Below are 20,363 nucleotides of genomic sequence, written 5' to 3' on the forward strand. Positions count from 1 at the left end.
CTAGACCAAAAAACGGCGTACGCATAAGTCTGAGCGACTTTCTGCGTACGCCGTTCTATCGTAAATGTAGGGTCAAGTTATTGCTGCGCGATCACGAGCTGCTCCAGCTTGTTCAGCCACTCGAGGTCGATCTTCAGCTGGCTGATGGAATGCTCGTGAATCAGGTGCACCGCAGGCGGGGTACCCTCACGCACCGATTCCCAAAAGGCCTCATCGCTTCGGATTTTGTTCTCCAGCTTTTCCTTGGCCTCGTCAATAAGAAACATCAGCTTTTTCGGATCGGCATGCTTCAGGAAGATGACAGAGGAGTACAGGGCGTCGACGCGGGTGAAGTTTTTAAAGCTCGCATAGATTTCCTGCTCCAAGTACCCTTTTCCGAGCGGCGTGATGCCATAGGTCGTTTTTTCCGGACGGTTGTCGTCGCGGATCACCTCGATTTTTTCGATGTACCCCTTCTTCAGCATCACCTCGAAATTGTAGTACAGGGTTCCGTCATTGATCTTGGAGCTTTCATCGAGCACGTTCTGCTTGAACATTTTCTTGATATCATACGGATGATGATGACCCGAACTGAGAACTCCCAATATAAAAATTTGAAGCGACATTATGCAACACTCCCATCCAATCATACGAAAAGCCGGCTGACTCTGGGGAGTGAGCTGGCTTCGCGTGTATGTGCCATAGACGGCCTGGGCATAAGACCCGGGCAGTCTATGCGGCTTATCTTCATTGAAAGAAAATCAACTTGCAACCTGACTTCATCATGATACGGCCGCTGCAGGTTTACTCTCGTCGGCCGATTCTTTCGGGGAAACGAAGTAGAACGAAATCAGGCAGATGATCATGGAAGCAATGGATGCGATCCACAATCCGAGCAGATGCTCGGTTAGCTTGCCGCCGCCGAAGATGACCGAGAAGTCCGTTTGCACGGTATAGAACATGATGGAGATATAGCTCACGATCTTGAAGAGCCATGGCATCATTTCCCGGGACATCGTCGCGCCGCTGCTGATGGTTTGGATCAGCATGAGCGTCAGGTTCGCGAAAATGGCTTTGTCCTTTAATAATAAACTGAAAATGGACATAAACTCAATGGCTCCGAACAATTCAAGCGCATGAACAAGCCATACCTTTACGAAAATTTCCGCTCCGTAGCCGCCTTGAATCAGGAAATAGATCGAAATCCCGATCAGCGGCGCGATCAGAGCGACAATGGCATTGGTAGCCTGCGCGGACCAAAAGGCCTGCCACAAACCCATCTTGCGTTTCAATACGTTCATGGCGCCGACCATCATCATGGAGAAGATCATGGCGCCCGTATAACTGACCATCGTCAGGAAGAAGGGTGCCATCTGGTTATGCATGCCTGCCGGCACCGGATTCGTGTTGACGATATTCGCATCCAGCTTGGTAGGAATCTCAGCCGCGAGCTTCTGTGCCTGCTCCGCAGGCATTTTCATCGACTGAAATACGCCCTGCGCGGTCTGCGTTGCGAATTGGTTGTTCAAATTGGTCATAATCTGCGTCACGACCGACTGCATGCTGCTCGAGACCATCGCCGGGTTGGACTGGTTCATGAAGAAATCCATTTTGGCTTTCGTTCCGGATGTGGACAGCTGCTTCGTAAAGTCCTGCGGGATGTGAATGACCAGCGCAAGTTCACGGTCGTTCAGCTGCTCCTGGGCTTTATCCAGCGGAAGATCCGTCACCATTTTGAACGGAAGCTGCTTGGCCAGGCCTGCCGCGATTTCTTTGCCCGCCTGTTTGTCTTCGTTGACGATGGCAACGGACATCTCGGTCATGTTTTTCGGAATGGCACTGTAGCCTGTCATGAAGACCAGGATCATGACGACCTGATAAAACAGGACCATTGTGATTCCGCCGATGACGGATTTGTTTTTAAGAAACGTTACAATGTTTTTCAATGACACACACCTCGATGTATATAAATTTGATTTAATTACTTTAATTAGAGTAATTGATTTAGAATCATACGCCGGGTGAAATGTGGTGTCAACGAATGTATGCGCTTATATGTGATTTTTGTCATATTCAAAATGAAAAGTTTTCATTTAAGACACAATTACGGTTGTAATAGTTCAGGTCATAGGTTATATTTACATTTGTAATAGTTAATCTTCCTGGAATGGAAAGGAGGTGTAAGGATGGAGAGCATGCCCAAAATATCAGAGTCCGAGTGGGAGATTATGAAGATTGTATGGAAGGAAAACCCGCTGACGGCAGAGCAGATCGTTCAGCATTTGCCCGCAGATACGGAATGGAGCGACCAAACGGTCAGGACCTTCATTAACCGGCTGATGAAAAAGAAGGCGCTGGGCTATGAAAAGTCGGGGAGGAGCTATCGTTATTATCCGCTGATATCCGAAAAAGAATGCGTGCGCGCGGAAAGCAGGTCGTTCCTGAACCGCGTGTTTGGCGGAGCGGCGGGGCTGATGATGACGAATTTTCTGGAGGAAACGCAGCTGTCGGACCAGGAAATTGAACAGCTGCGACAGCTGCTATTGGAGAAGCAAAGCAAGGACGCGAACAACCCATCACGGTCCTAAGCCGTGAAATCCAATCAAACGAGGTCATCCCATGAACATTACCGAGAGCCTCTTCAGGTGGTTTATCGCGGCGACATTGACGGCGAGCTTGGCTGCCATCGTGGTAATATTCGTACAGCATCTGCTGCGCAGGCGCATCGGCGCCCGTCTGAGATATGCATTATGGCTGATTGTGCTGGTCAGGCTCGTGGTGCCCGTTTTTCCTCACAGCCCGGTAAGCCTTTTTAATGCGATTCCTACGGTTACAGAGATAAAAAATGCTGTCTCCAGCCTATCGTTTCAGCAGGACAAGCCTGGCGCGAAGGGTGGAAACAGCGTCAAAGAAAATTCAAACCAAACCCATTATACAACGAATGAGAACGCACAGACTATCCCGCAGCAGCTTTGGTTGCCGCAGGGTCATGGAGCAAGCGCGGTTCCGGCAGAACGAGCATCCCATCCGGCGATCCGGGTTCTGTCCGTCGTCTGGCTGACGGGTACGTTAGCCTTTCTGGCATACAATCTGGTGTACTGGCTGCGGATCAAGAGAAAGCAGAGAAGCTTCCGCCGCGTCAGCAATCCCGAAGCATGGTCGATCGTGGAAGAATGCCGGAGTCTGTTTGCCATTCAACGGCCGGTATCGCTATTCACCGATTCAAGCATACAAAGTCCTTATATTACGGGCGTTGTCCGTCCGGCAATATATTTGCCAGACACATTCGGACAAGAGGCGGAGGATGCGTCCCGCCTCAAGCATGTGCTTGCACATGAGCTGGCCCATTATAAAAGAAAAGATACGGCTTGGAACATGCTGGGCAGTTTGGTATTGGCCATTCACTGGATGAACCCGTTCGTATGGTTCCTGATGCGGCGGATGAAATCGGACCGGGAGCAAGCCTGCGACGCCTGTGCTTTGGAGGTGCTTGGCGAAGAGGAGGCCGTGCCGTACGGCATGACGATTATCGCTTTCCTTAAGCGGCATTCCGCAGGACGGAATCAGCCGCATCTCCTGTACTTCAAAGGCATGAACGGGGAAAAGGACATGATGCGGCGGATTCGCATGATCGGTTCTTTTAAAAAGGGTTCTTATAAGTTTTCGTTATTGGCCGTACTTCTGGTGGTTCTGCTCGGCGCGGCAACGCTGACGAACGCACCGGTGTCGGAGGCAGGCACTTCCGCCTGGATTCATGCGGAGCAGGGCGGGAAGGAGAAGCTGTTCGAGGATGGAGGGTTCCTTGTTTACGATAATCTGGAGAAGGGGGCTCGGATGGCACCGTTCGTGTTTAAAGTGCCTTCGGTGCTGCCGGACGGATATACTTTTGACGACTTGTCTTTTCATATTCAACCGCTGACATCCTCGGCCAGTCCGGAAGTGGATATCAAGTATATAAAGGCTAGGATAAATACAAGCAGCGGCAGCATGCACCTCAAAATCTCGCGCAGCGCAGGCCTGGAAGAGACCACTGAACAAGTCGTTGCGGACGAGAGCAAATCTCTTGAGGGGTTCGGTCATCAAGAAGGGAGCTACACCATCGAAAAAGCGCCCATCTCCCTTTCCGGCACCGAGGGACTGCGAATCACAATCCGCATGCTCGCCTGGGAAGGTCAGCCGGAGCGCTACTATTATATCTGGAAGGATCAAGGAATCACTTATCAGCTGGATTCTTACGGCGGTTTGAGCCCGGACGATTACGAGCGCATGATCGTTTCTATGAAGCTGCCGGACCGCGAGCTGAACAAGCTTTATGAAAACAACGAATATCATGGCAGAACGATTACGTATCTGTTTGACACCGAGGATATCCGGCGGGCTCAGAAGCTGATCGGATATGATGCCGCTTTTCCGCGCGAACTCCCCGGGGGCTTTGCTGCAAGCGGATCTTACGTATCCCGTAAGGTGAATTTTAACTATCCCGAGAGCGATCAGGATTCCATGCGGATGCTGCTTGAGGTGAGCTATCGCCCCATTAAGACAGACAAGAGCTCTGGAGGAGAACAGGTCGAGGGCATTAAGAGGGTCGACTTCACGCAAATGCTGAACGGGACGATGTATGAGGATATGAAGAATAAAGGGTTGGTCTCGTTTATGCTGATCGATGGGGAACGGAACAACGTCAAGCTGCAGCCGGTCTCCATCCAGGGACGGGAAGCGCTGCGAACGGAAACTTTCAAGGTGGACGGTACCCTCAGTGGTCCGAACGCAACCGATCTTGTCAGCTACTTCTGGCTGGAGGACGGCGTTTGCTATCAAGCGAACTTTGCCGGACAGGCACCTGAAGAAGAGCAGATCGTTCTATATTTGATGCAGCAGGACAAATAAGATTCGGAATACGGAAAGGAGCCGGCTCACGCAGCCCGGCTTCTTTCTTTCTCCGCATAAATAATGATTGCCTGGATGGGGTATAGATAAACGGCGGTCCATAAAAAGGAAGCGTCGGCAGATTGACTTCCTTCTCGGCTAAGAATAGTATAGTCGTATGACTATCAAACTTTCTAAAGACGATGAGAAGCGGGCTAAGATTTTCAAGGCCCTATCGGAAGTAAAGCGCATTGAGATCATCCGTTACCTGCATCATCACCGCAGCTGCAATACCTGCGGCGAGGTAGGGGAAGCGATGGGCATGGACAAGTCCAATGTCTCGTATCATCTCAAAATTTTGTACGAAGCGGATCTGATCGAGTTATACCGCAAAGGTCAAAATAAGAACAGCGTGCTGCGGGAGGATACGTTTAACGAATGGATGCCGGGTTTCTTGGACAGTTTATAATGGACGAGAAACCCTGTTTTCGGATCAATAGTTTTAAAGTTTTAAAACTATTTAATATTTTTAAGGGCGACAAAGGCGACTTCAAGCTTCTTCGAATATGAACGGTACTTAGTCATTGATTATTCCAGTACAACACATTTAATTATAATAAGGGAGCAGTGATTCAATATGCGTCAGTTATCCAATAGATCGATCATCCTGAAAAAACGTCCGGTCGGCATGCCGACAGAGCAGGACTTTGAATACCGCGAGGCGCCGGTCCAGGAGCCGCAGGCAGGGCAAGTCGTTGTTCGTTCGATATACATGTCCGTAGATCCTTACATGAGAGGGAGAATGAGCGACGCCAAGTCATATGTGGCCCCGTACCTATTGAATGAAGTCATCTCCGGCGGCATCGTCGGCGAAATCGTCGAATCCAAATCCGAAGCGTTTCAGGCCGGCGACAAAGTGATCGGCATGCTGGGATGGCAGCTGTATAATGTCGTTGACGCGAAGCTCGTGCGCAAGATTGACGAATCCGTCGCACCGTTGTCCGCTTATTTGAGCGTGCTCGGCTTGACGGGGCTGACGGCATATTTCGGCCTGCTCGATATCGGCCAGCCGAAGGCCGGAGAGACGGTCGTCGTTTCCGGTGCTGCCGGCTCGGTGGGCATGTTCGTCGGACAGATTGCCAAGATCCAAGGCGCACGCGCCGTCGGCATTGCCGGAACGGATGAGAAATGCGCTTATCTTATGAATGAGCTCGGTTTTGACGCAGCCATCAATTATAAAACGACGAAGGATCTTGGAAAAGCGCTCGAAGAGGCCTGCCCGAACGGCGTGGATGTGTATTTTGACAATGTCGGCGGCACGGTGTCCGATGCGGTCATGACATTGCTGAACGACTATGCGCGGATTCCGCTATGCGGCGCGATTTCTTCCTACAACAGCACGGACGGCGACATGGGACCGCGGATTCAATCGAAAATCATCAAGACCCGTTCGCTGATGAAGGGCTTTGTCCTCGGAGATTATGCTTCCCGCCAGCAGGAGGGATTGGTGGAGCTCGGAACATGGCTGTCCGAAGGCAAGCTGAAATATGAAGAAACCATCATCGACGGCTTCGATCATGTGATCGACGCGTTTCTGCAGCTGTTCCAGGGTACGAACCTGGGCAAAATGCTCGTCAAAGTAAGCTGAGGCGATGGAAAAAGCGGAGGGAGTTATGGACCGGATATCAGGTCCTTTATCCATCCTAGCCTTCTTCCCTAAGCGGCTTTCAGGTTAAACGATACGTATAACGATTCCAAGCCCTTTTCGTTTTTAACGAAAGGGGCTTTTTTGAAGAAGCTGAAAGGGGGGGCTTTTTTTGCGTGAATGTCTTGTGCCCCGAGGAAATTAGCGTTATATTGAAGAGCCGATAGCTTTATGCGCTGATCCTCGAAAATCATATTTTGAATGATAAGGAAGTTGTTAGACGATGACTGAAAAATTCAAAGGCAACAAGATGAACATCGTGATGTTTGGACTGCTCCTGCTTGCTGTGATCATCCGGCTGGCGCTGCAGTCGACCTCCCATTACACCCGGACGCAGTCCGTATGGAACATCGTATTGATGGCGGCGCTATTGCTCCTGTCTTTGCGGTTCGCATACGTGTATATGCGTTACATCCGCATCCGCGGGGACAAAGTGAGCGTCGTGAATATCCAAGGCACCCGGACGTTTGATGCGGCCGAGGTCGAGAAAGTCCAGCTTTACGACAATTGGATCCGGTTTACGATGAAAGCGGACCGGGACGTATTCATTCATATCAAGGATTTGAACGAGAGAGGCCGCGTTCCGTTTGTGGCTTGGGCGGCGGATCGATTCGAAATTGAAAAGGATTAGGGAGAATGCTGCTCACCCTAATCCTTTTTGTTATTTCTTAAAATATGCATATTGAAAATCTACGTTGGTCTACGCCCGGATGAAGAAGAGCAGCTCTTTGCCGTTTTTCATGGGCTCCTTCTCCAGCGTGTAGCCATGCTTGACGACTTCCTCGGGCACGTTGCGGAAGGCTGCCGGACAGTCGGCGATGACTTGAAGCAGCTCTCCCTTTTTCATTCCTTGCAGCGTTTCAAGGGTGTAGATTACCGGATAAGGACAAGATTCTCCGCGGAGATCGAGCGTGTAATCAATGGACATGTTTGGTTTCCCCTTTCTTGAATCCGACGCCGAAGCGGTAGTTTTTCTGCCAGAAGACAGCGACGATAAAGCCTGCGGCCAGCAGGACAAGCGTTAGGATCAGCGCCCAAGCCGCCCCCAGCTCTGTGATCAGGTTGATCGGCTTGCCCATCTTCACCAGCGCGTTGTAAATACCGAGATGATCCCAGCCGTATGCAAGCACGGTCGCGCCAGCGATGTTGCCGATGAATACCGGCAGGAAGACGACCTGCCCTTCCATCAGCCGGTACATCATGCCGGTTTCGCAGCCGCCGGCCATGACGATGCCGACACCGAACAGCAGGCCGCCGATCAGCGTGCTGGGAGCCGCCATTTTGGTGACGGGATCCATGCCGCCCACCAGGATAATGATGAGTGTGACAACCGAGCTGACCGCCATGCCGAGCGTGATCGCTTTGGTCATGGTGGCCCGTCCGCTGATCCACAAATCGCGGAAGGCGGAGGTGAAGCAGATTTGTCCCCTCTCAATCAGAATGCCAAACAAGGCGCCGAACAGAGCGGCGGTACCCAGCATGTTTTTGCCCGCCGCATAAAAATAAATGATCAGTGCAGCATAGCCGACCGCAAGCACCATGCCGATATACGGCTGAATTTTGGCGCGTTCCTTCACGATCTTGGCGGTATTCCCTTTCTGCAGAACAGGCTTGCCCTTCCACCAGGAAGTGCCAACGATCTTGGCCCCGCCAAAGGTGCCGATCGCCGTGGCGACGATGAAAATCCACGAGTGCAGCGAGAACTGCGGCACGCCGGTGAAGAAGGCTGCGAGGTTGCACCCAAGCGCCATTCGTGCGCCGAAGCCGGCGATAAAGCCGCCGATCAGCCCCTGCACCCAGCGGCGCTTTTGCCGCGGCATCCTGATTTTGAAATTGTTGCCGAGCAGCACCATGAGCAGCGCCCCGATGAACATGCCCCACACGATCCAGCCGTCTGTACGGGTAAAGGTCGTGCCTTCCATATGAATCAATTTGAAATAAGCCCACCCGGAGATGTCGACGCCGAACCATTCCAGAATATGCCCACCGAGACGGGTGAACTCGCCGGTTACCGCCCATACCGTCTTGGTGATGCCGAAGTACAGAGCGCTAAGCACGCCGGCAACGGCCATGACCAGATAAGGGCTCCAATACTGATTGAACATTCTTTTTAACACGTGTCTATTCCTGCCTTTCTTGACCCGATCATTCAATTGATGATGAATGTATATGTTCCAAGCCCTATCAATTTTACATCATTTTCTGGTGATTGTGTGCGAATTTGAGATTTGTCTCATCTGGTTCGAAATGGCTAATTTAGCGAGGACTGCCTCCAAATATGTCTATTGTGTGAATTTGTGATTCAAATGGATAATCCAAACGATTATATTTTAAAAAATATAGTTTTATAAAATTGAATATCGTGTATAAAATTGTATATAAACATAGGTAATAAGTCTCGATAAATTACATAAATAGAAGGAGCTAGCAAGGATGAGATTTAAACAGAAACTTTCTTTAAGCTTCGCTGCCGTATTGGTCATTACCATGATTGTGGGCACGATTGGTTGGGTACAGCTGTCGAATGCGAACCAAAGTTATCGGTCGCTCCTGGATGACCGTGTAGCGAAAATGCTTCTGGCAAAGGATCTCGGACGGATTGCCGCGCTGGAAGCCGAAAATGTGAGGGGGTACCTGCTGACCGGCAACGAGGAGCATTTGGCGAGCTATGAGAACAGCCGCAAGGATTTCGGTAAAGCGAAATCGGAAATCCAGGCGTCCATCAAAACGGGCAAAGGGAAAGAAATGTCCGAACAGCTTTTCGAGCTTGAACAACAGTATGCCGTGATAGTGGATGAGATTGCAGCCTATAAGAAAAAGAACGATGTTGCGACGTATACCCGCCTTGTCGAAGAGAAATGCGCGCCGATGGTGAAGAACATGACCGCAGCCGCGGCTGAGCTGGAAAACTACCAGCAGGAACAGCTGAATGCGGACTTGCAAAAGACAAGTGAACAGGAACAAAGGACGAAGACGGTGCTCGGTGTAACGGTGCTGCTGTCCTTGCTGGTGGGCATCCTCATGGCTTATCTGATGATACGGATGATCTCCCGCCCCGTGACCCTGGTGGCCCGTGCCGTGAAGCAGATTGCCGCCGGCGATTTGACGGTTGCGGATCTGAACATTCGTCAAAAGGACGAAATCGGCAGTATGGCACGTTCCTTCGACGAAATGAAGCATACGTTGAAGCGGCTTATGCGTCAGGTCGACCATCATGCATCTGAAGTGGCAACCGCATCCGGAGAGCTGACGCTCGGATCGGAGCAGACCGTGCTTGCTTCCCGGCAGATTACCGAATCGATGCAGGAGGTGTCTGGTGCAGCGGAGAGCCAGATGGCCCGCATGAAGGAGAATAAGGCGGCGATGGAAGAAAGCGCGGCAAGCCTGCAGCGCATCGCGGAGTCCGCATCGGTGACCGTTGAAACGGCGGAGACGATGCAAAAACAGTCGGAGCAAGGCTTGGAGCTGCTGGCGGAAACCGTTTCGCAGATGCAAAAAATCCAGGCGGTCATGGAGGATTCCTTGGGAACGGTTCATGATTTAGGGGATCGTTCGCAGCGAATCGAGAGCATCACCCTCTTCATCAAGGGAATCGCCGACCAGACGAATCTGCTGTCGCTGAATGCCAGCATTGAGGCGGCACGTGCCGGAGAGCATGGCAGAGGCTTCGCCGTCGTAGCCGGTGAAGTAAAAAAGCTGGCGGAACAGGTGAGCGCGGCTTCGGAGCAAATTGCCGGGGGCATACGCGACATGGTCGGCCAGGTGTCGAAATCGGTTGATGCAATGAACCGAAGCTCCAAGGAGCTGGAGGCGGGAAAAGCGTCGATGGAGAAGACGGGAGATGCGTTTCAGGAAATTTTCACGTCCATCCAGACCGTGACGGGACAGGCGCAGGAGGTATCGGCTTCCACGGAGGAGCTATCCGCTCTGACGGAGCAGCTGCTGAAGTCGGAAGAACGAATGGTAGAGCTGTCTTCACACATTGCCGAGCATTCCCAAAGCGTCGCAGCCGTGACTGAAGAGCAGCTGGCGGCGATGGAGGAAATTTCCGCCTCGACGTCCGCCATGAACGAAATGGCGAAAGATCTGCAGGGAGAGATCCGGACATTCAAATACGAAAACAGCTAAAATTACTGATTATGGGAAGCCTAAGCCTGTCTGAAATGAATAAGAAGCCATGTAAGAGGAACTCCTGCTTTTTGTAAAATTGGTAAATTGCCGCTTGAAAAAATGGAAACCACTTCATTTTGTGTTACAATGGCGCTAGGACATGAAATAAGGAGATGAAAAGGCCATGAGCGGCACAGTCAACGAGCAGGAGCTTGTGCAGTACATAGCGGCTGAGACGGGCGCTGAACCCGAAAGCATCAGGGTTGTCCTGAAGCATGAAAAGACGTTCATTAACACGGCGGAAGCGAATGAACAAGGCGAAGTGGAAATCGATAGCGATGATCTGGTCGATTACGTCCTGAGCCGTAAAGATGTCAAACTGGATGAAATGACCGTCGAGGCTGTACTTGATGCCGAGATGGATTACCTGATGGATATAGGGATTGCCGTAGACGAAGACTAGAGCCAACATCATTCGCAGAAAGCTCATTACCCTGCAGGCGGGAGTAATGGGCTTTTCTATATTTTCAATTCCGCCGAATTCGATTCGAATCTTGCTTCTTCTTTCCGCTAAATTATAGGTTGACTTCGAGTTTGCTCTAACCTGTAGAATAAGTGCACATGGAATAGAAAGCAGGGGATGAGCATGCAAAATACGAAAATCGTGGTAGAACGATATGGCGGTCCTGATGTTCTCAAGGTGGTTGAAGAGGAGCTGTCCCCTCCGGGGCACCGGGACATCCGCATCCGGGTGGAAGCGGCAGGTGTGGCGCTGGCGGATGTCATGCGCAGGGAAGGAACTTATCTGGACTCGCCTCTGCCTCCCTTCACGCCGGGCTATGAAGCGGTAGGATTCGTGGAGGATGTGGGGGAGCTCGTAACGGAATATGTCCGCGGTGAGCGGGTAGGGGCTTTCCTGAATGGAACGGGTGCATATTCTGCCTATATTAACTTGCCCGCAGAGGAGGCTTTGCGGATCCCGCATGATGTGGACGCCGCCCAGGCGGCTTCGGTGATGTTGAACTACGTGACGGCCTACTAGATGCTGCACCGGTTGGCGGAAGTGTCTGCCGGGGACAGTGTTCTGATCCATGGCGCAGGCGGCGGGGTAGGGACTGCGCTGCTGGAGCTTGGACGGATGATGGGGCTTCGGATGTTCGGGACGGCTTCGTCCGCCAAGCATCCGGGTGTTGCCGCTTATGGAGCCGTGCCGATCGACTATCGGAAGGCAGATTTCACCGAAGTGCTGCAACAGCTGATGCCCGGGGGTGTGGATGCCGTCTTCGATCCGATCGGCGGGGATCACTGGCAGCGTTCCTTCCGAACACTGGGCGAACGCGGCCGGTTCGTCGGCTTTGGTCATACTTCGGTACTTCAGGAGTCCACGCGTGAGGCGTGGACAAATCAGTGGAGGGAGTTGGCGGAGATAAAGCGGACGCCAACCGGTCATCCGGCATACCTATACAGCATTACGTCCCTGAAACAGGAGCATCCCGTCTGGTTCAGGGAGGATGCCGAGCTGCTGCTGTCCTGGCTCGGAAAAGGGCTGCTGAAACCACGCGTATTTTGCCGTGTTCCCTTCCGCGAAGCAGGCAGAGCGCAGCAGCTCATGCTGGAAGCGGGAACGGTCGGCAAGGTTGTGCTTACCTTTTAATGAAACGGGAGGATGAGCATGGAGGAATACACCATCAACGAGGTCGCTGAAATTACCGGCATTACGGCGTATACGCTTCGCTATTACGAAAGCATAGGCGTGCTGCCGACTCCCGCACGGACAAGAGGCTCCCGCCGTTACAGCGATCAGGATGTGCAGCTGATCTCCTTCATTCAAGGACTGAAGCAGACCGGAATGAAGCTCAGCGAAATCGCACTTTTCATGGAGGACGGATGCATCCTGTCACCAAGCGGGGAACAGCAGGATTGGACGAATGTATTGGAGAAGCGGATTCGCATTTTGACGGAGCATATGAAAGAACTGGATGCGCGGATGCAGGAGGTCGCGAGAGTGAAGGCGGCCGCTGCGGCGAAATGCGCTTATTATGCCGAGCGTCTGCAGGCGAAGAAGCAAGACGACGGTGAACGTATCATCAAATAATAAAAGGGCTGCCCGAGGCAGCCCCTTTTTGCATGGGATCGCATGATGTTTACATGCGGTGCATGTGAGTTGTTGCCGATCATTGCATTTTTGCCCGGAACATTATGGCGGTTTGCGGTTTCACCGTGGAATGTGGGTACATTTTATATAAGCTTCGTTATTTATGGGAGGGATCAGTCAGCGTGGATGCGAAGGATTACAGAGAGCTGTATATCCGAGGGATACTGGATTTGGCGGAAGAGCATGGGCTGGATTACCGAAGAAACGTGCTGGAGCAGATGGCGGAGAAGGATCTGATCGAGCTGCGCGATGCGCTGCGCATGAAGCACGGCAACATCAACTTCAAGCGTTTTTGTTAATAACGGGCCGGAATAACGCTGATTGGGAGAGTCAGAAAGCATAAGGGATGATTCTCCGGAAATCGGCGTGTTTTATTATGAAAGAAATAATCTCCCGATATACATTTAATAATGGAGAAAATCTTTATTAACTGCTATAATAGGGTTCAATAAGCATCGGAAAAATGATCCACATACCGACCGGTAGAGGGTAACAGGAGATGAATGCATGGACGACCCGTATTTCAACAACATTCAAGGTGGATTGATTGTTTCCTGCCAGGCACTGGAGGATGAACCGCTGCATGGGGGCGATACGATGGCCAAGATGGCCTTGGCCGCCGAGCAGGGAGGCGCCGCGGGGATCCGCGCGAACGGCGTTCACGATATTACCGCCATCAAGCGGGTAACGAAGCTGCCGATTATCGGCATTATCAAACGGGATTACGCCGATAGCGGCGTATATATTACCCCGACCTTGCGCGAGGTGCGGGAGCTAATGGAGACGGGAGTGGACGTAATCGCTCTGGATGCCACACGCAGCCCAAGACCAGGCGGAGAAACGCTCGAAGCCCTTGTGGCCTATATGAAGGAGCAGGGACAGAAGGTCATGGCCGATATTTCGACGATCGAAGAAGCGGAATATGCCGCATCACTGGGAGTGGACTGCATCTCGACGACGCTTTCCGGCTATACGCCTTATTCGCCGCAGCTAAAAGAACCTGACTTCGAGCTTCTGCGTAAAGCGGTGCATCACATGCCTATTCCGGTCATCGGGGAAGGGCGCATCCATACGCCGGAGCAGGCAGCGCAGTGCCTGAGGCTAGGAGCGCATGCCGTCGTCGTTGGATCCGCCATTACCAGACCCAAGCTTATCACGGAGAAATTTGCCGCGGCCGTCCGCGAAGCGATGGAAGGGGAAGCCCGTTAAAGCAGGGCCGGGACAAGAAAGGAATGGGGCAGGCATGAAGGTGATAGGAATTGATATCGGCGGTACTTCGATCAAGGGCATCGTCGTGGACGGCTCAGGCCAGCTTCTTGAGCAGGGCAAAACGGCGACGGAGGCGAGTCAGGGCAAGGAGCGCATATTAGAAAATATGAAGCTGTTGGTGGATGACCTGCTGGCAAAGCATGGCGATGTGCAGGGCATCGGGATCGGCACCGCCGGCAGGGTCAACGTCCAGACGGGCGAGATCGTGTACGCGACGGATAATTTGCCGGGCTGGCAGGGGGCTCCTGTGAAGGTGATCATGGAAGCGGCTTACAGGCTTCCGGTCTTCGTCGATAATGATGCCAATACCGCACTTGCAGGCGAGGCTTGGCTCGGAGCCGGGAAGGGCTTGCGGGATCTCTCCATGCTTACGCTCGGTACGGGCGTGGGCGGGGCTAATATGATCGGCGGAGACCTGTACAGGGGCGCTCATTGGAATGGCGGGGAATGGGGACATACGGTGCTCGTCCCCGGCGGCCGGCCCTGCAACTGCGGTCTGAACGGCTGCATCGAGCAGTACTTGTCAGGATCGGCTCTTGTGAAGCTTGCGAACGAAGCGACGGGCCATGCGTATGCTTCCGGCGTTGGGGTCATGGATGATCACCTGAAGGGGAAACCGCTGGTGACGAAGGTGTTGAAACAATTCGCAGCCCATCTGGCGGTCGTCATCCATAATCTTCATAACGGATTGAATCCTGAGGCCATCCTCATTGGTGGCGGTCTGGTCGATTCCAGGGCGATCTGGTGGCCGCTGCTGCTTGAAGCCATGGATGGCATGCGGCTTCGGGCGGATGTGCGGCCGGCACTGCTCGGCAATGAGGCGGGAGCGATCGGCGCGGCCAGGCTGATAGCAGACCGGCTCTAGACAAGTCCCCTTAGTGGAATGGATTTTATCGTCGATCCTAAGGGTCAGCATGTATTTTAAATCTCATAAGCGCAGTCCCGAGAGCGGCCGACAGGCCGCTTTTCAGCATATTAAGACGTATAAAATACGTTTTTTATTTTTTTGGAATGATCAACGGCCAGAACACGCATCCTGATATCGTAAGGAAAGCTTGTCTAACACAATTTGCACATGGGCAAAGGCAAGCATATCAGCTTCATAATTTTAATTTATACTTCGTCAATAACTTATCATAATAATAGTTTGTATACATATAGTATTTACAAAAACCATTTAATTATATAGAATAGAACTACAACAGGCGGTTAAGGAAGGGAGCGGCAGCTTCAGGCATGGAGGACAAAGAACATCTGTACGGGCACCTGATTTCGAAGACCAGCCGTGCCCTTATGCGGTATTTGACGATGCATTTCAAGGAAGACGATATTACGCCGGAGCAGTGGACAGTGCTGAAGCGTCTGGGGGAACAGGACGGGATTACGCAAAAGGAGCTGGCGCTTCTCGCGGATAAGGATCAGGCGACGCTGACCAAAATACTGGATATTCTGGAACGCAAGCAGCTGGTCCGCAGAGGAAGGAACATGGACGATCGGCGCTCGTTTTTGATTTTTATTACCGATGAGGGCAGACGGCTGCGCGAGCGGCTGTTTACGTATGTGAACCGGCTATTTGAAGAAGAAATTGTCGCCGGCATTCCTGAGGAGGACCTCCGGGTGTTTCTGGCGACGCTAATGAAGATTCAGCAGCATGCTGAGTCTGCCAAAGAAACGTAAAGCCTAGCGGCTCTTGCGAGCGCGCCGCCGGGGTTTGGATGATATCGAAACGAAAGACAAAATAGAGATCGACATGGGAGAGAATGCTTTATGATAACCGAATCGCATCAAGGCCCCTATGTTCGGCGCCGAACCGTTCAGCAGGCACCTGCACCGGGAAAGATGCGGGATGCTTTCCGCATTCGTCCGCTGCCGCTGCAGTGGTTCCGCGGGATCGGCTCCGCCATCAGCGCTGGAATTCCGGTCCTGATCGGCGCCTTGACCGGACATATGGATTACGGATTATGCGCCTCCATCGGAGGCTTTGCTTTTTTGTACGTAGGCAATGAAACTTACAGGCAGCGGGCGATCAAGCTGCTGCTCGTGGCCCTCGGAATGGCCTTATCCTTCGGGCTTGGCTCATTGACGGGAAGCATCCCTTGGCTGATGGTGCTGCTTTTTGGCCTCATCGGAGCGATAGCCGTGTTCTGCTTCGGGGCTTTTCAGGTGAAAGGTCCGTCGGCCATGTTTTTGATTCTGACCTTCGCCGTCGGTACGAGTTTGCCGCAGGACTTATCAGCCGTTCCGCTGCGGACCGGCTTTGTTCTTATGGGCGGCGTATGGGCATGGCTCGTTGCCATGTCTGGCTGGACGATGCATCCGCACCGCCCGGAAACCAAGGCTGTTTCGGGTGCTTATGCTTCGCTTGCCCGGTTTCTCGGCTCGGTCGGCACCGAGCATCAATATGAGGCGCAGCATCAGGCGGCTGTCTCCCTGCGGAATGCAGGGCAGATGGTTGCGGGCGGGGAGCTGCGCTGGCGGAAGGCTTATGAGCCGACCCGGCGTCTGATGCTCTTGTCGCAAAAGGCTAACGAGATCTACTTGACGCTGGTGGATATGGCCCTTGGCCATCAAGTCCAAGCAGACGCCGCCGCGGCGGTGAAGTCGCTCCGCTCCATAGCCAGGGACGTTCGAAGCGGAGCGGGGAAGAAGCCGCTCGGTGAAAGTCCGCTTTCTTGGACGGGGCATGGCAGCCTCGGCGGTCGTCTGGCCCAGCAGATCGAAGAAGCGCAGGCTCTGCTGCATGGCACCGGCGAAGCGCCGCAACTGGCGATGCCGGACGAGCCCGCGAACAAGCTGCGGCTCATCCTGGCGGGAGCTTTCAACCGTCACTCGACGCTGCTTAGCACGGCCGGCCGGTATGGCATCATGATCGCCATCGCCGCTGCCGTGGCTTACGGATTGGGCTTTCACCGTTCCTACTGGGTACCGCTGTCCTGTGCCGCCGTGATGCTCGGCACGACGGCGATCGGCACGCTGCACCGCGCGCTGCAGCGCACCGCGGGCACTATCGTCGGCCTGCTGACGGGAGGAGTCCTGCTCTCCTTGAAGCCGGAGGGCATCTATGTGGCTTTGGCGATGGCTGTCCTGCAGTTTATCGTGGAGCTGATCTACCTGCGCAATTATGCGCTGGCTGTCATTTTCATTACGCCGAGCACGCTCCTGATTGCGGAGAGCAATCATCCGGAAACCGCGATGAGCTACTTTATGTCGGCCCGCCTCGTCGACATTCTGGTCGGCAGCGCCATCGGACTGGCAGGCGTTCTGCTGCTATGGCGGCGCGCTTCCTCCAGCCGGCTGCCCGGTGCGCTGGCAGAGGTGATCCGCAAGGAGGGCGCCTTGATGAATCGGATCCTGGCAGGAGGACAGCCGACAGGAGAAGCCAACCAGGCTGCCGAGCTGGAAACGGCCCTGCTCCGGGTCAGACTGCTCTTCGATGCGGCGCTGGCCGAATCGGTCCGGCAGCGCGAGCGAATCAGCCTGTGGTGGCCGGCCTTGGCCGAAATCCAGCATTTCGGCTATGTGCTCATCGCAGCAGGGGAGAGAGCGCTGAAGCACCGGGAGCCGGCCGAAACGCTGCGCAAGCTGGAGCTGGCGTTCGAAACGCTGGCGGCTGCCGCTGAACAGTCGGCGTCGCCCGCGCCGGTTGAGATCCCGGAGCTTCCCTCTTTTTCGGTATTGCGCGATGAGCTGCTTGAGCTTCACGCTGCCCTGCAGATCGGGGAGAGCGCCGCTCCGCTCTAAGCTGCGGTTGACCTCAGCTAAGATAAAAGGCCTGTGCCGATTCTTTGCATAATCCGCAAAGGAACCTGCACAGGCCTTTTGATGCGCTGCGTGTTTTATTTTTTTAAGACGGGAATCCACACCTCGCAGCGGTATTCGTCGCTTGCGGTGTCTCCGGGCGGGTAGACCTCCAGCTCCGGTCCGCGGGCATGCTCGTAACCGCTTGATGGAAACCAGTCCGCATAGATGTGATGCCACACCTGCTGAATCGCTCCGGGCATCGGACCCACGGACGTGAAGACGGCCCAGTCCGCCGCCGGAATGACGCGGGAGACGAATTCTTCGGCTCCGGTCTGATCCGCTTCCGTCTCTACCCCTATAAAGTAATGAAAACGGTTCTGTCCGTCAAAATCCATGCAGATGCCGAGCATATCCTTTCCTGCGGCCAGCACGTCCAGCTTCATGGATGTCCCATCCGTGTGGCAGTCCTGCCAAAAGGCGGGGATTTCTCGCAAATTGCTTCCGTCTACCGTGGATATCTCGCGCATTTTACCGGTCACCTGAAAGGCTTCCCTGTGAACGATCCGAAAATCCATGAGGCTTCACTCCCTGAATTCAAAATATATGTCCTGTCGATACCCGATGCATTCCATTCTAGTTCCATTCATAACATTCGGTTTAACGGTCGAAATTCCCTTCTTGTAAGCCAAGTGGAATGCCGACTGTTTTTGACGCATTTTGACGAGCGTTGTCCTGATTTGTACGACGCTATCAGTTGAATCCGATCAGGCGGCATTTCGGCAGTCTATATCAACCAATCGAGCGCAAACGCAGCCGCGAAAATACCTGCGGTCACCGCATAATGCCGCCAGTGGGTCTGTCCAAACAGGACGCGCCCATTCAGCCAGCGGGAGCTGATAACAAGGAGCAGGCAGCCGATAAAATAAGTGTAGCCGACGGGCCTAAAGAGATGCCGGATCGAGAGGAATAGCAGCATCAGGTGGGAGAGGAGAAACAGCAGGGTTGCACACCAGGCGGCAAAACGGCTGTATCCGCTCGAAGAGACGGGGCTGCGGCAAATCAGGGCCACCGCTGCGGCAAGACTGACTAGACTGTAAGCAAGCAGAATCACGGCAAGAGTCATGTGGAAATCCTCCTTTTCGTACACACCGGGTTGGAATACAATCAAGTCAAGTGAACAATGCGGGGTCGACCCCGTGTCAAGGGTTGGATTCATAAAAAAGAAAGCGGTGGGGGATAAAGTGAGGATTGGCGAGTTCGTCAGAAGGACCCGGACGACCAAGGATACGGTGAGGCATTACGAGGACCTGCAGCTGATCCGGTCGCTTGGGCCGGATGGAAAGCGGGAATAAAGCGAAGCTCATGTAGAGGACATCCAGGTAATTCAGGAGTTGAAAAGCTACGGCCTGCCGCTGAAGGACATTCAGGCCATATTCGAATGGAAGCGCAGCAGCGGCTGCGGAAGCGAGGCGCTGCTTCTCGGCGTCGAGGAAGCCCTCGAGGAGAGGCTAGCCTCGATAAGGGAGGAGGAGGCATGCCTCAGGGAGCGCCGGCTGCGGCTGGAGGAGGCTTCACGGGAGCTGAAGTCGCTGCGGATGCTCCGGCAATCCCGGTAGACGGCTGCTAACGGAAAACGCGGAGGAGATCATCCAGGAAGTGGCGCGCGGCCGGAGGAAGCGGTTCTTTGCGTGTATATACCGAAATGGGATTGCTCAGCTGCGCTTCCTTGACATGGACCTTGGCGAGTTCGTTGCGGGCTACGAAGGCTTCGGTTTCCAGCGAAGAGAGGAAGGCGGCGCCATACCCCTCCATGACGACGCGCAGCGTCTCATGCAGCCCGTTCATCTGAAGCCCGATCGCCGGGGCCGGGAGACGATGAAGCCGGCACAGGGCAAGGAGCTGCTCCCGGGAGAAGCTTCCCTCTTCCCGGAAAATAAACGGCTCCCGCAGTATATCGGCTAGCGTTGCTTCTGCCCCTGCCAGGCGGTGGCCCGGATGCACGACAAAGCACATGTCGTCCTTCACCCAGGAGGTTCGCTGAAGCAGCGGATGTTCTGCGTCGCTGCCTCCGACGATGGCGATGTCGGCCTTGAAGTGAACCAGCAGCTCCAGTGCCTGGCTGGAGTTGGTCGTGGTCAGCTCGATCTCGACGGAGGGATAGCGCTGTTTATAAGCGGCGATCGTTCGCGGAAGCAGAAAATTGGCAGGCAGATAGGTAGCCGCAAGCTGCAGTTTCCCCGACAGACCCTGCATCAAACGCTCCAGGTTCATCTCGATGCGCTGTTCGAGCTCGAACAGCCTCTGTGCCTCGCCAGCCAGCATCCGCCCGGCTTCGGTGAGTGAAACTCCGCGGCCCTGCGGAGTCCAGAGCTGGACCCCAAGCTCTTTCTCCAGCCGTTTGATCTGTGCGGTGACGGCCGGCTGGCTGACGCGCAGCAGCTCCGAAGCCAGCGTCACGCTGCCGGTCTCCGCCACCTTGGCAAAAAAACGTAATGCATGCAGGTTCATAGGCATGGATGACTCCCTTCGGTTGTTATA

The 20,363-nt window shown here is 53.7% G+C and carries 24 protein-coding genes; 17 read left to right on the forward strand and 7 right to left on the reverse strand.

Annotation, left to right across the window (positions count from 1 at the left end):
- Window positions 1-77: 77 nt before the first annotated feature.
- Window positions 78-605 (reverse strand): PadR family transcriptional regulator, encoded by a 528-nt coding sequence (locus PCH05_RS04880; RefSeq protein ID WP_127601235.1) that lies wholly within the window; start codon window positions 603-605, stop codon window positions 78-80.
- A gap of 156 nt (window positions 606-761) precedes the next feature.
- Complete coding sequence (locus PCH05_RS04885) at window positions 762-1,925, reverse strand: YhgE/Pip domain-containing protein (protein WP_127601237.1); 1,164 nt, start codon at window positions 1,923-1,925, stop codon at window positions 762-764.
- 240 nt (window positions 1,926-2,165) lie between these two features.
- Here PCH05_RS04885 and PCH05_RS04890 point away from each other — a divergent pair, with 240 nt between their 5' ends.
- The 5 genes from PCH05_RS04890 (at window position 2,166) to PCH05_RS04910 (ending at window position 7,181) form a co-directional block, all read left to right on the forward strand.
- Window positions 2,166-2,567 carry a BlaI/MecI/CopY family transcriptional regulator gene (locus tag PCH05_RS04890; RefSeq protein WP_127601239.1) on the forward strand — a complete coding sequence of 134 codons (402 nt, stop codon included), beginning with the start codon at window positions 2,166-2,168 and terminating at the stop codon, window positions 2,565-2,567.
- Between the two features lie 31 nt (window positions 2,568-2,598).
- Entirely contained in the window at window positions 2,599-4,866 is a 2,268-nt protein-coding gene (locus PCH05_RS04895; RefSeq protein ID WP_127601240.1) for a M56 family metallopeptidase, read from the forward strand.
- Window positions 4,867-5,023: 157 nt separating this feature from the next.
- Window positions 5,024-5,314: an ArsR/SmtB family transcription factor gene (locus PCH05_RS04900; RefSeq protein ID WP_127601241.1), complete on the forward strand. Its 291-nt coding sequence runs from the start codon at window positions 5,024-5,026 to the stop codon at window positions 5,312-5,314.
- 168 nt (window positions 5,315-5,482) lie between these two features.
- Window positions 5,483-6,493: an NADP-dependent oxidoreductase gene (locus PCH05_RS04905; protein ID WP_127601242.1), complete on the forward strand. Its 1,011-nt coding sequence runs from the start codon at window positions 5,483-5,485 to the stop codon at window positions 6,491-6,493.
- A 280-nt stretch (window positions 6,494-6,773) separates the two neighbouring features.
- On the forward strand, window positions 6,774-7,181 hold the full coding sequence (locus PCH05_RS04910) for a hypothetical protein (RefSeq protein ID WP_127601243.1): 408 nt from the start codon (window positions 6,774-6,776) through the stop codon (window positions 7,179-7,181).
- A 69-nt stretch (window positions 7,182-7,250) separates the two neighbouring features.
- Here PCH05_RS04910 and yedF read toward each other — a convergent pair whose 3' ends face one another.
- Together yedF and yedE are read right to left on the reverse strand one after the other, a co-directional pair.
- Window positions 7,251-7,478, reverse strand: coding sequence for a sulfurtransferase-like selenium metabolism protein YedF (gene yedF, locus PCH05_RS04915; protein WP_127601244.1), 228 nt, complete (start codon window positions 7,476-7,478; stop codon window positions 7,251-7,253).
- Window positions 7,468-8,655: a selenium metabolism membrane protein YedE/FdhT gene (yedE, locus tag PCH05_RS04920; RefSeq protein WP_127601279.1), complete on the reverse strand. Its 1,188-nt coding sequence runs from the start codon at window positions 8,653-8,655 to the stop codon at window positions 7,468-7,470. The genes yedF and yedE overlap by 11 nt, the downstream gene beginning before the upstream one ends.
- A gap of 328 nt (window positions 8,656-8,983) precedes the next feature.
- Between yedE and PCH05_RS04925 the strand changes: the two genes are divergently transcribed.
- The 10 genes from PCH05_RS04925 (at window position 8,984) to PCH05_RS04960 (ending at window position 17,825) form a co-directional block, all read left to right on the forward strand.
- Window positions 8,984-10,678, forward strand: a complete 1,695-nt coding sequence (locus PCH05_RS04925) for a methyl-accepting chemotaxis protein (RefSeq protein ID WP_127601245.1) — start codon at window positions 8,984-8,986, stop codon at window positions 10,676-10,678.
- A gap of 166 nt (window positions 10,679-10,844) precedes the next feature.
- Window positions 10,845-11,123 carry a hypothetical protein gene (locus PCH05_RS04930; protein ID WP_127601246.1) on the forward strand — a complete coding sequence of 93 codons (279 nt, stop codon included), beginning with the start codon at window positions 10,845-10,847 and terminating at the stop codon, window positions 11,121-11,123.
- 183 nt (window positions 11,124-11,306) lie between these two features.
- Entirely contained in the window at window positions 11,307-11,702 is a 396-nt protein-coding gene (locus PCH05_RS27605) for an alcohol dehydrogenase catalytic domain-containing protein (RefSeq protein ID WP_246049361.1), read from the forward strand.
- Window positions 11,703-12,314: a zinc-binding dehydrogenase gene (locus PCH05_RS27610; protein ID WP_246049362.1), complete on the forward strand. Its 612-nt coding sequence runs from the start codon at window positions 11,703-11,705 to the stop codon at window positions 12,312-12,314.
- A gap of 18 nt (window positions 12,315-12,332) precedes the next feature.
- Window positions 12,333-12,755, forward strand: coding sequence for a MerR family transcriptional regulator (locus PCH05_RS04940; protein WP_127601247.1), 423 nt, complete (start codon window positions 12,333-12,335; stop codon window positions 12,753-12,755).
- Between the two features lie 182 nt (window positions 12,756-12,937).
- On the forward strand, window positions 12,938-13,114 hold the full coding sequence (locus PCH05_RS27180; protein ID WP_164766542.1) for a hypothetical protein: 177 nt from the start codon (window positions 12,938-12,940) through the stop codon (window positions 13,112-13,114).
- A 208-nt stretch (window positions 13,115-13,322) separates the two neighbouring features.
- On the forward strand, window positions 13,323-14,024 hold the full coding sequence (locus tag PCH05_RS04945) for an N-acetylmannosamine-6-phosphate 2-epimerase (RefSeq protein WP_127601248.1): 702 nt from the start codon (window positions 13,323-13,325) through the stop codon (window positions 14,022-14,024).
- A 34-nt stretch (window positions 14,025-14,058) separates the two neighbouring features.
- The gene (locus tag PCH05_RS04950; RefSeq protein ID WP_127601249.1) at window positions 14,059-14,949 is read left to right on the forward strand and encodes an ROK family protein; all 891 of its coding nucleotides are present in this window, start codon (window positions 14,059-14,061) and stop codon (window positions 14,947-14,949) included.
- A 371-nt stretch (window positions 14,950-15,320) separates the two neighbouring features.
- Window positions 15,321-15,761: a MarR family winged helix-turn-helix transcriptional regulator gene (locus PCH05_RS04955; RefSeq protein ID WP_127601250.1), complete on the forward strand. Its 441-nt coding sequence runs from the start codon at window positions 15,321-15,323 to the stop codon at window positions 15,759-15,761.
- A gap of 90 nt (window positions 15,762-15,851) precedes the next feature.
- Complete coding sequence (locus PCH05_RS04960) at window positions 15,852-17,825, forward strand: FUSC family protein (RefSeq protein WP_127601251.1); 1,974 nt, start codon at window positions 15,852-15,854, stop codon at window positions 17,823-17,825.
- A gap of 95 nt (window positions 17,826-17,920) precedes the next feature.
- Here PCH05_RS04960 and PCH05_RS04965 read toward each other — a convergent pair whose 3' ends face one another.
- Together PCH05_RS04965 and PCH05_RS04970 are read right to left on the reverse strand one after the other, a co-directional pair.
- Window positions 17,921-18,400, reverse strand: coding sequence for a GyrI-like domain-containing protein (locus tag PCH05_RS04965; protein ID WP_127601252.1), 480 nt, complete (start codon window positions 18,398-18,400; stop codon window positions 17,921-17,923).
- A gap of 209 nt (window positions 18,401-18,609) precedes the next feature.
- The gene (locus tag PCH05_RS04970; RefSeq protein WP_127601253.1) at window positions 18,610-18,948 is read right to left on the reverse strand and encodes a hypothetical protein; all 339 of its coding nucleotides are present in this window, start codon (window positions 18,946-18,948) and stop codon (window positions 18,610-18,612) included.
- Window positions 18,949-19,054: 106 nt separating this feature from the next.
- Here PCH05_RS04970 and PCH05_RS27880 point away from each other — a divergent pair, with 106 nt between their 5' ends.
- Both PCH05_RS27880 and PCH05_RS04975 read left to right on the forward strand, forming a co-directional pair.
- Window positions 19,055-19,177: a MerR family transcriptional regulator gene (locus tag PCH05_RS27880; protein ID WP_281278745.1), complete on the forward strand. Its 123-nt coding sequence runs from the start codon at window positions 19,055-19,057 to the stop codon at window positions 19,175-19,177.
- Window positions 19,178-19,216: 39 nt separating this feature from the next.
- A complete protein-coding gene (locus PCH05_RS04975; protein ID WP_127601254.1) occupies window positions 19,217-19,441 on the forward strand; it encodes a hypothetical protein in 225 nt (74 codons plus the stop codon).
- Between the two features lie 7 nt (window positions 19,442-19,448).
- Here PCH05_RS04975 and PCH05_RS04980 read toward each other — a convergent pair whose 3' ends face one another.
- Window positions 19,449-20,333, reverse strand: coding sequence for a LysR family transcriptional regulator (locus tag PCH05_RS04980; protein WP_127601255.1), 885 nt, complete (start codon window positions 20,331-20,333; stop codon window positions 19,449-19,451).
- Window positions 20,334-20,363: the final 30 nt, after the last annotated feature.

This window comes from Paenibacillus chibensis (genome assembly GCF_004001045.1).
Taxonomy (GTDB): domain Bacteria; phylum Bacillota; class Bacilli; order Paenibacillales; family Paenibacillaceae; genus Paenibacillus_AQ; species Paenibacillus_AQ chibensis.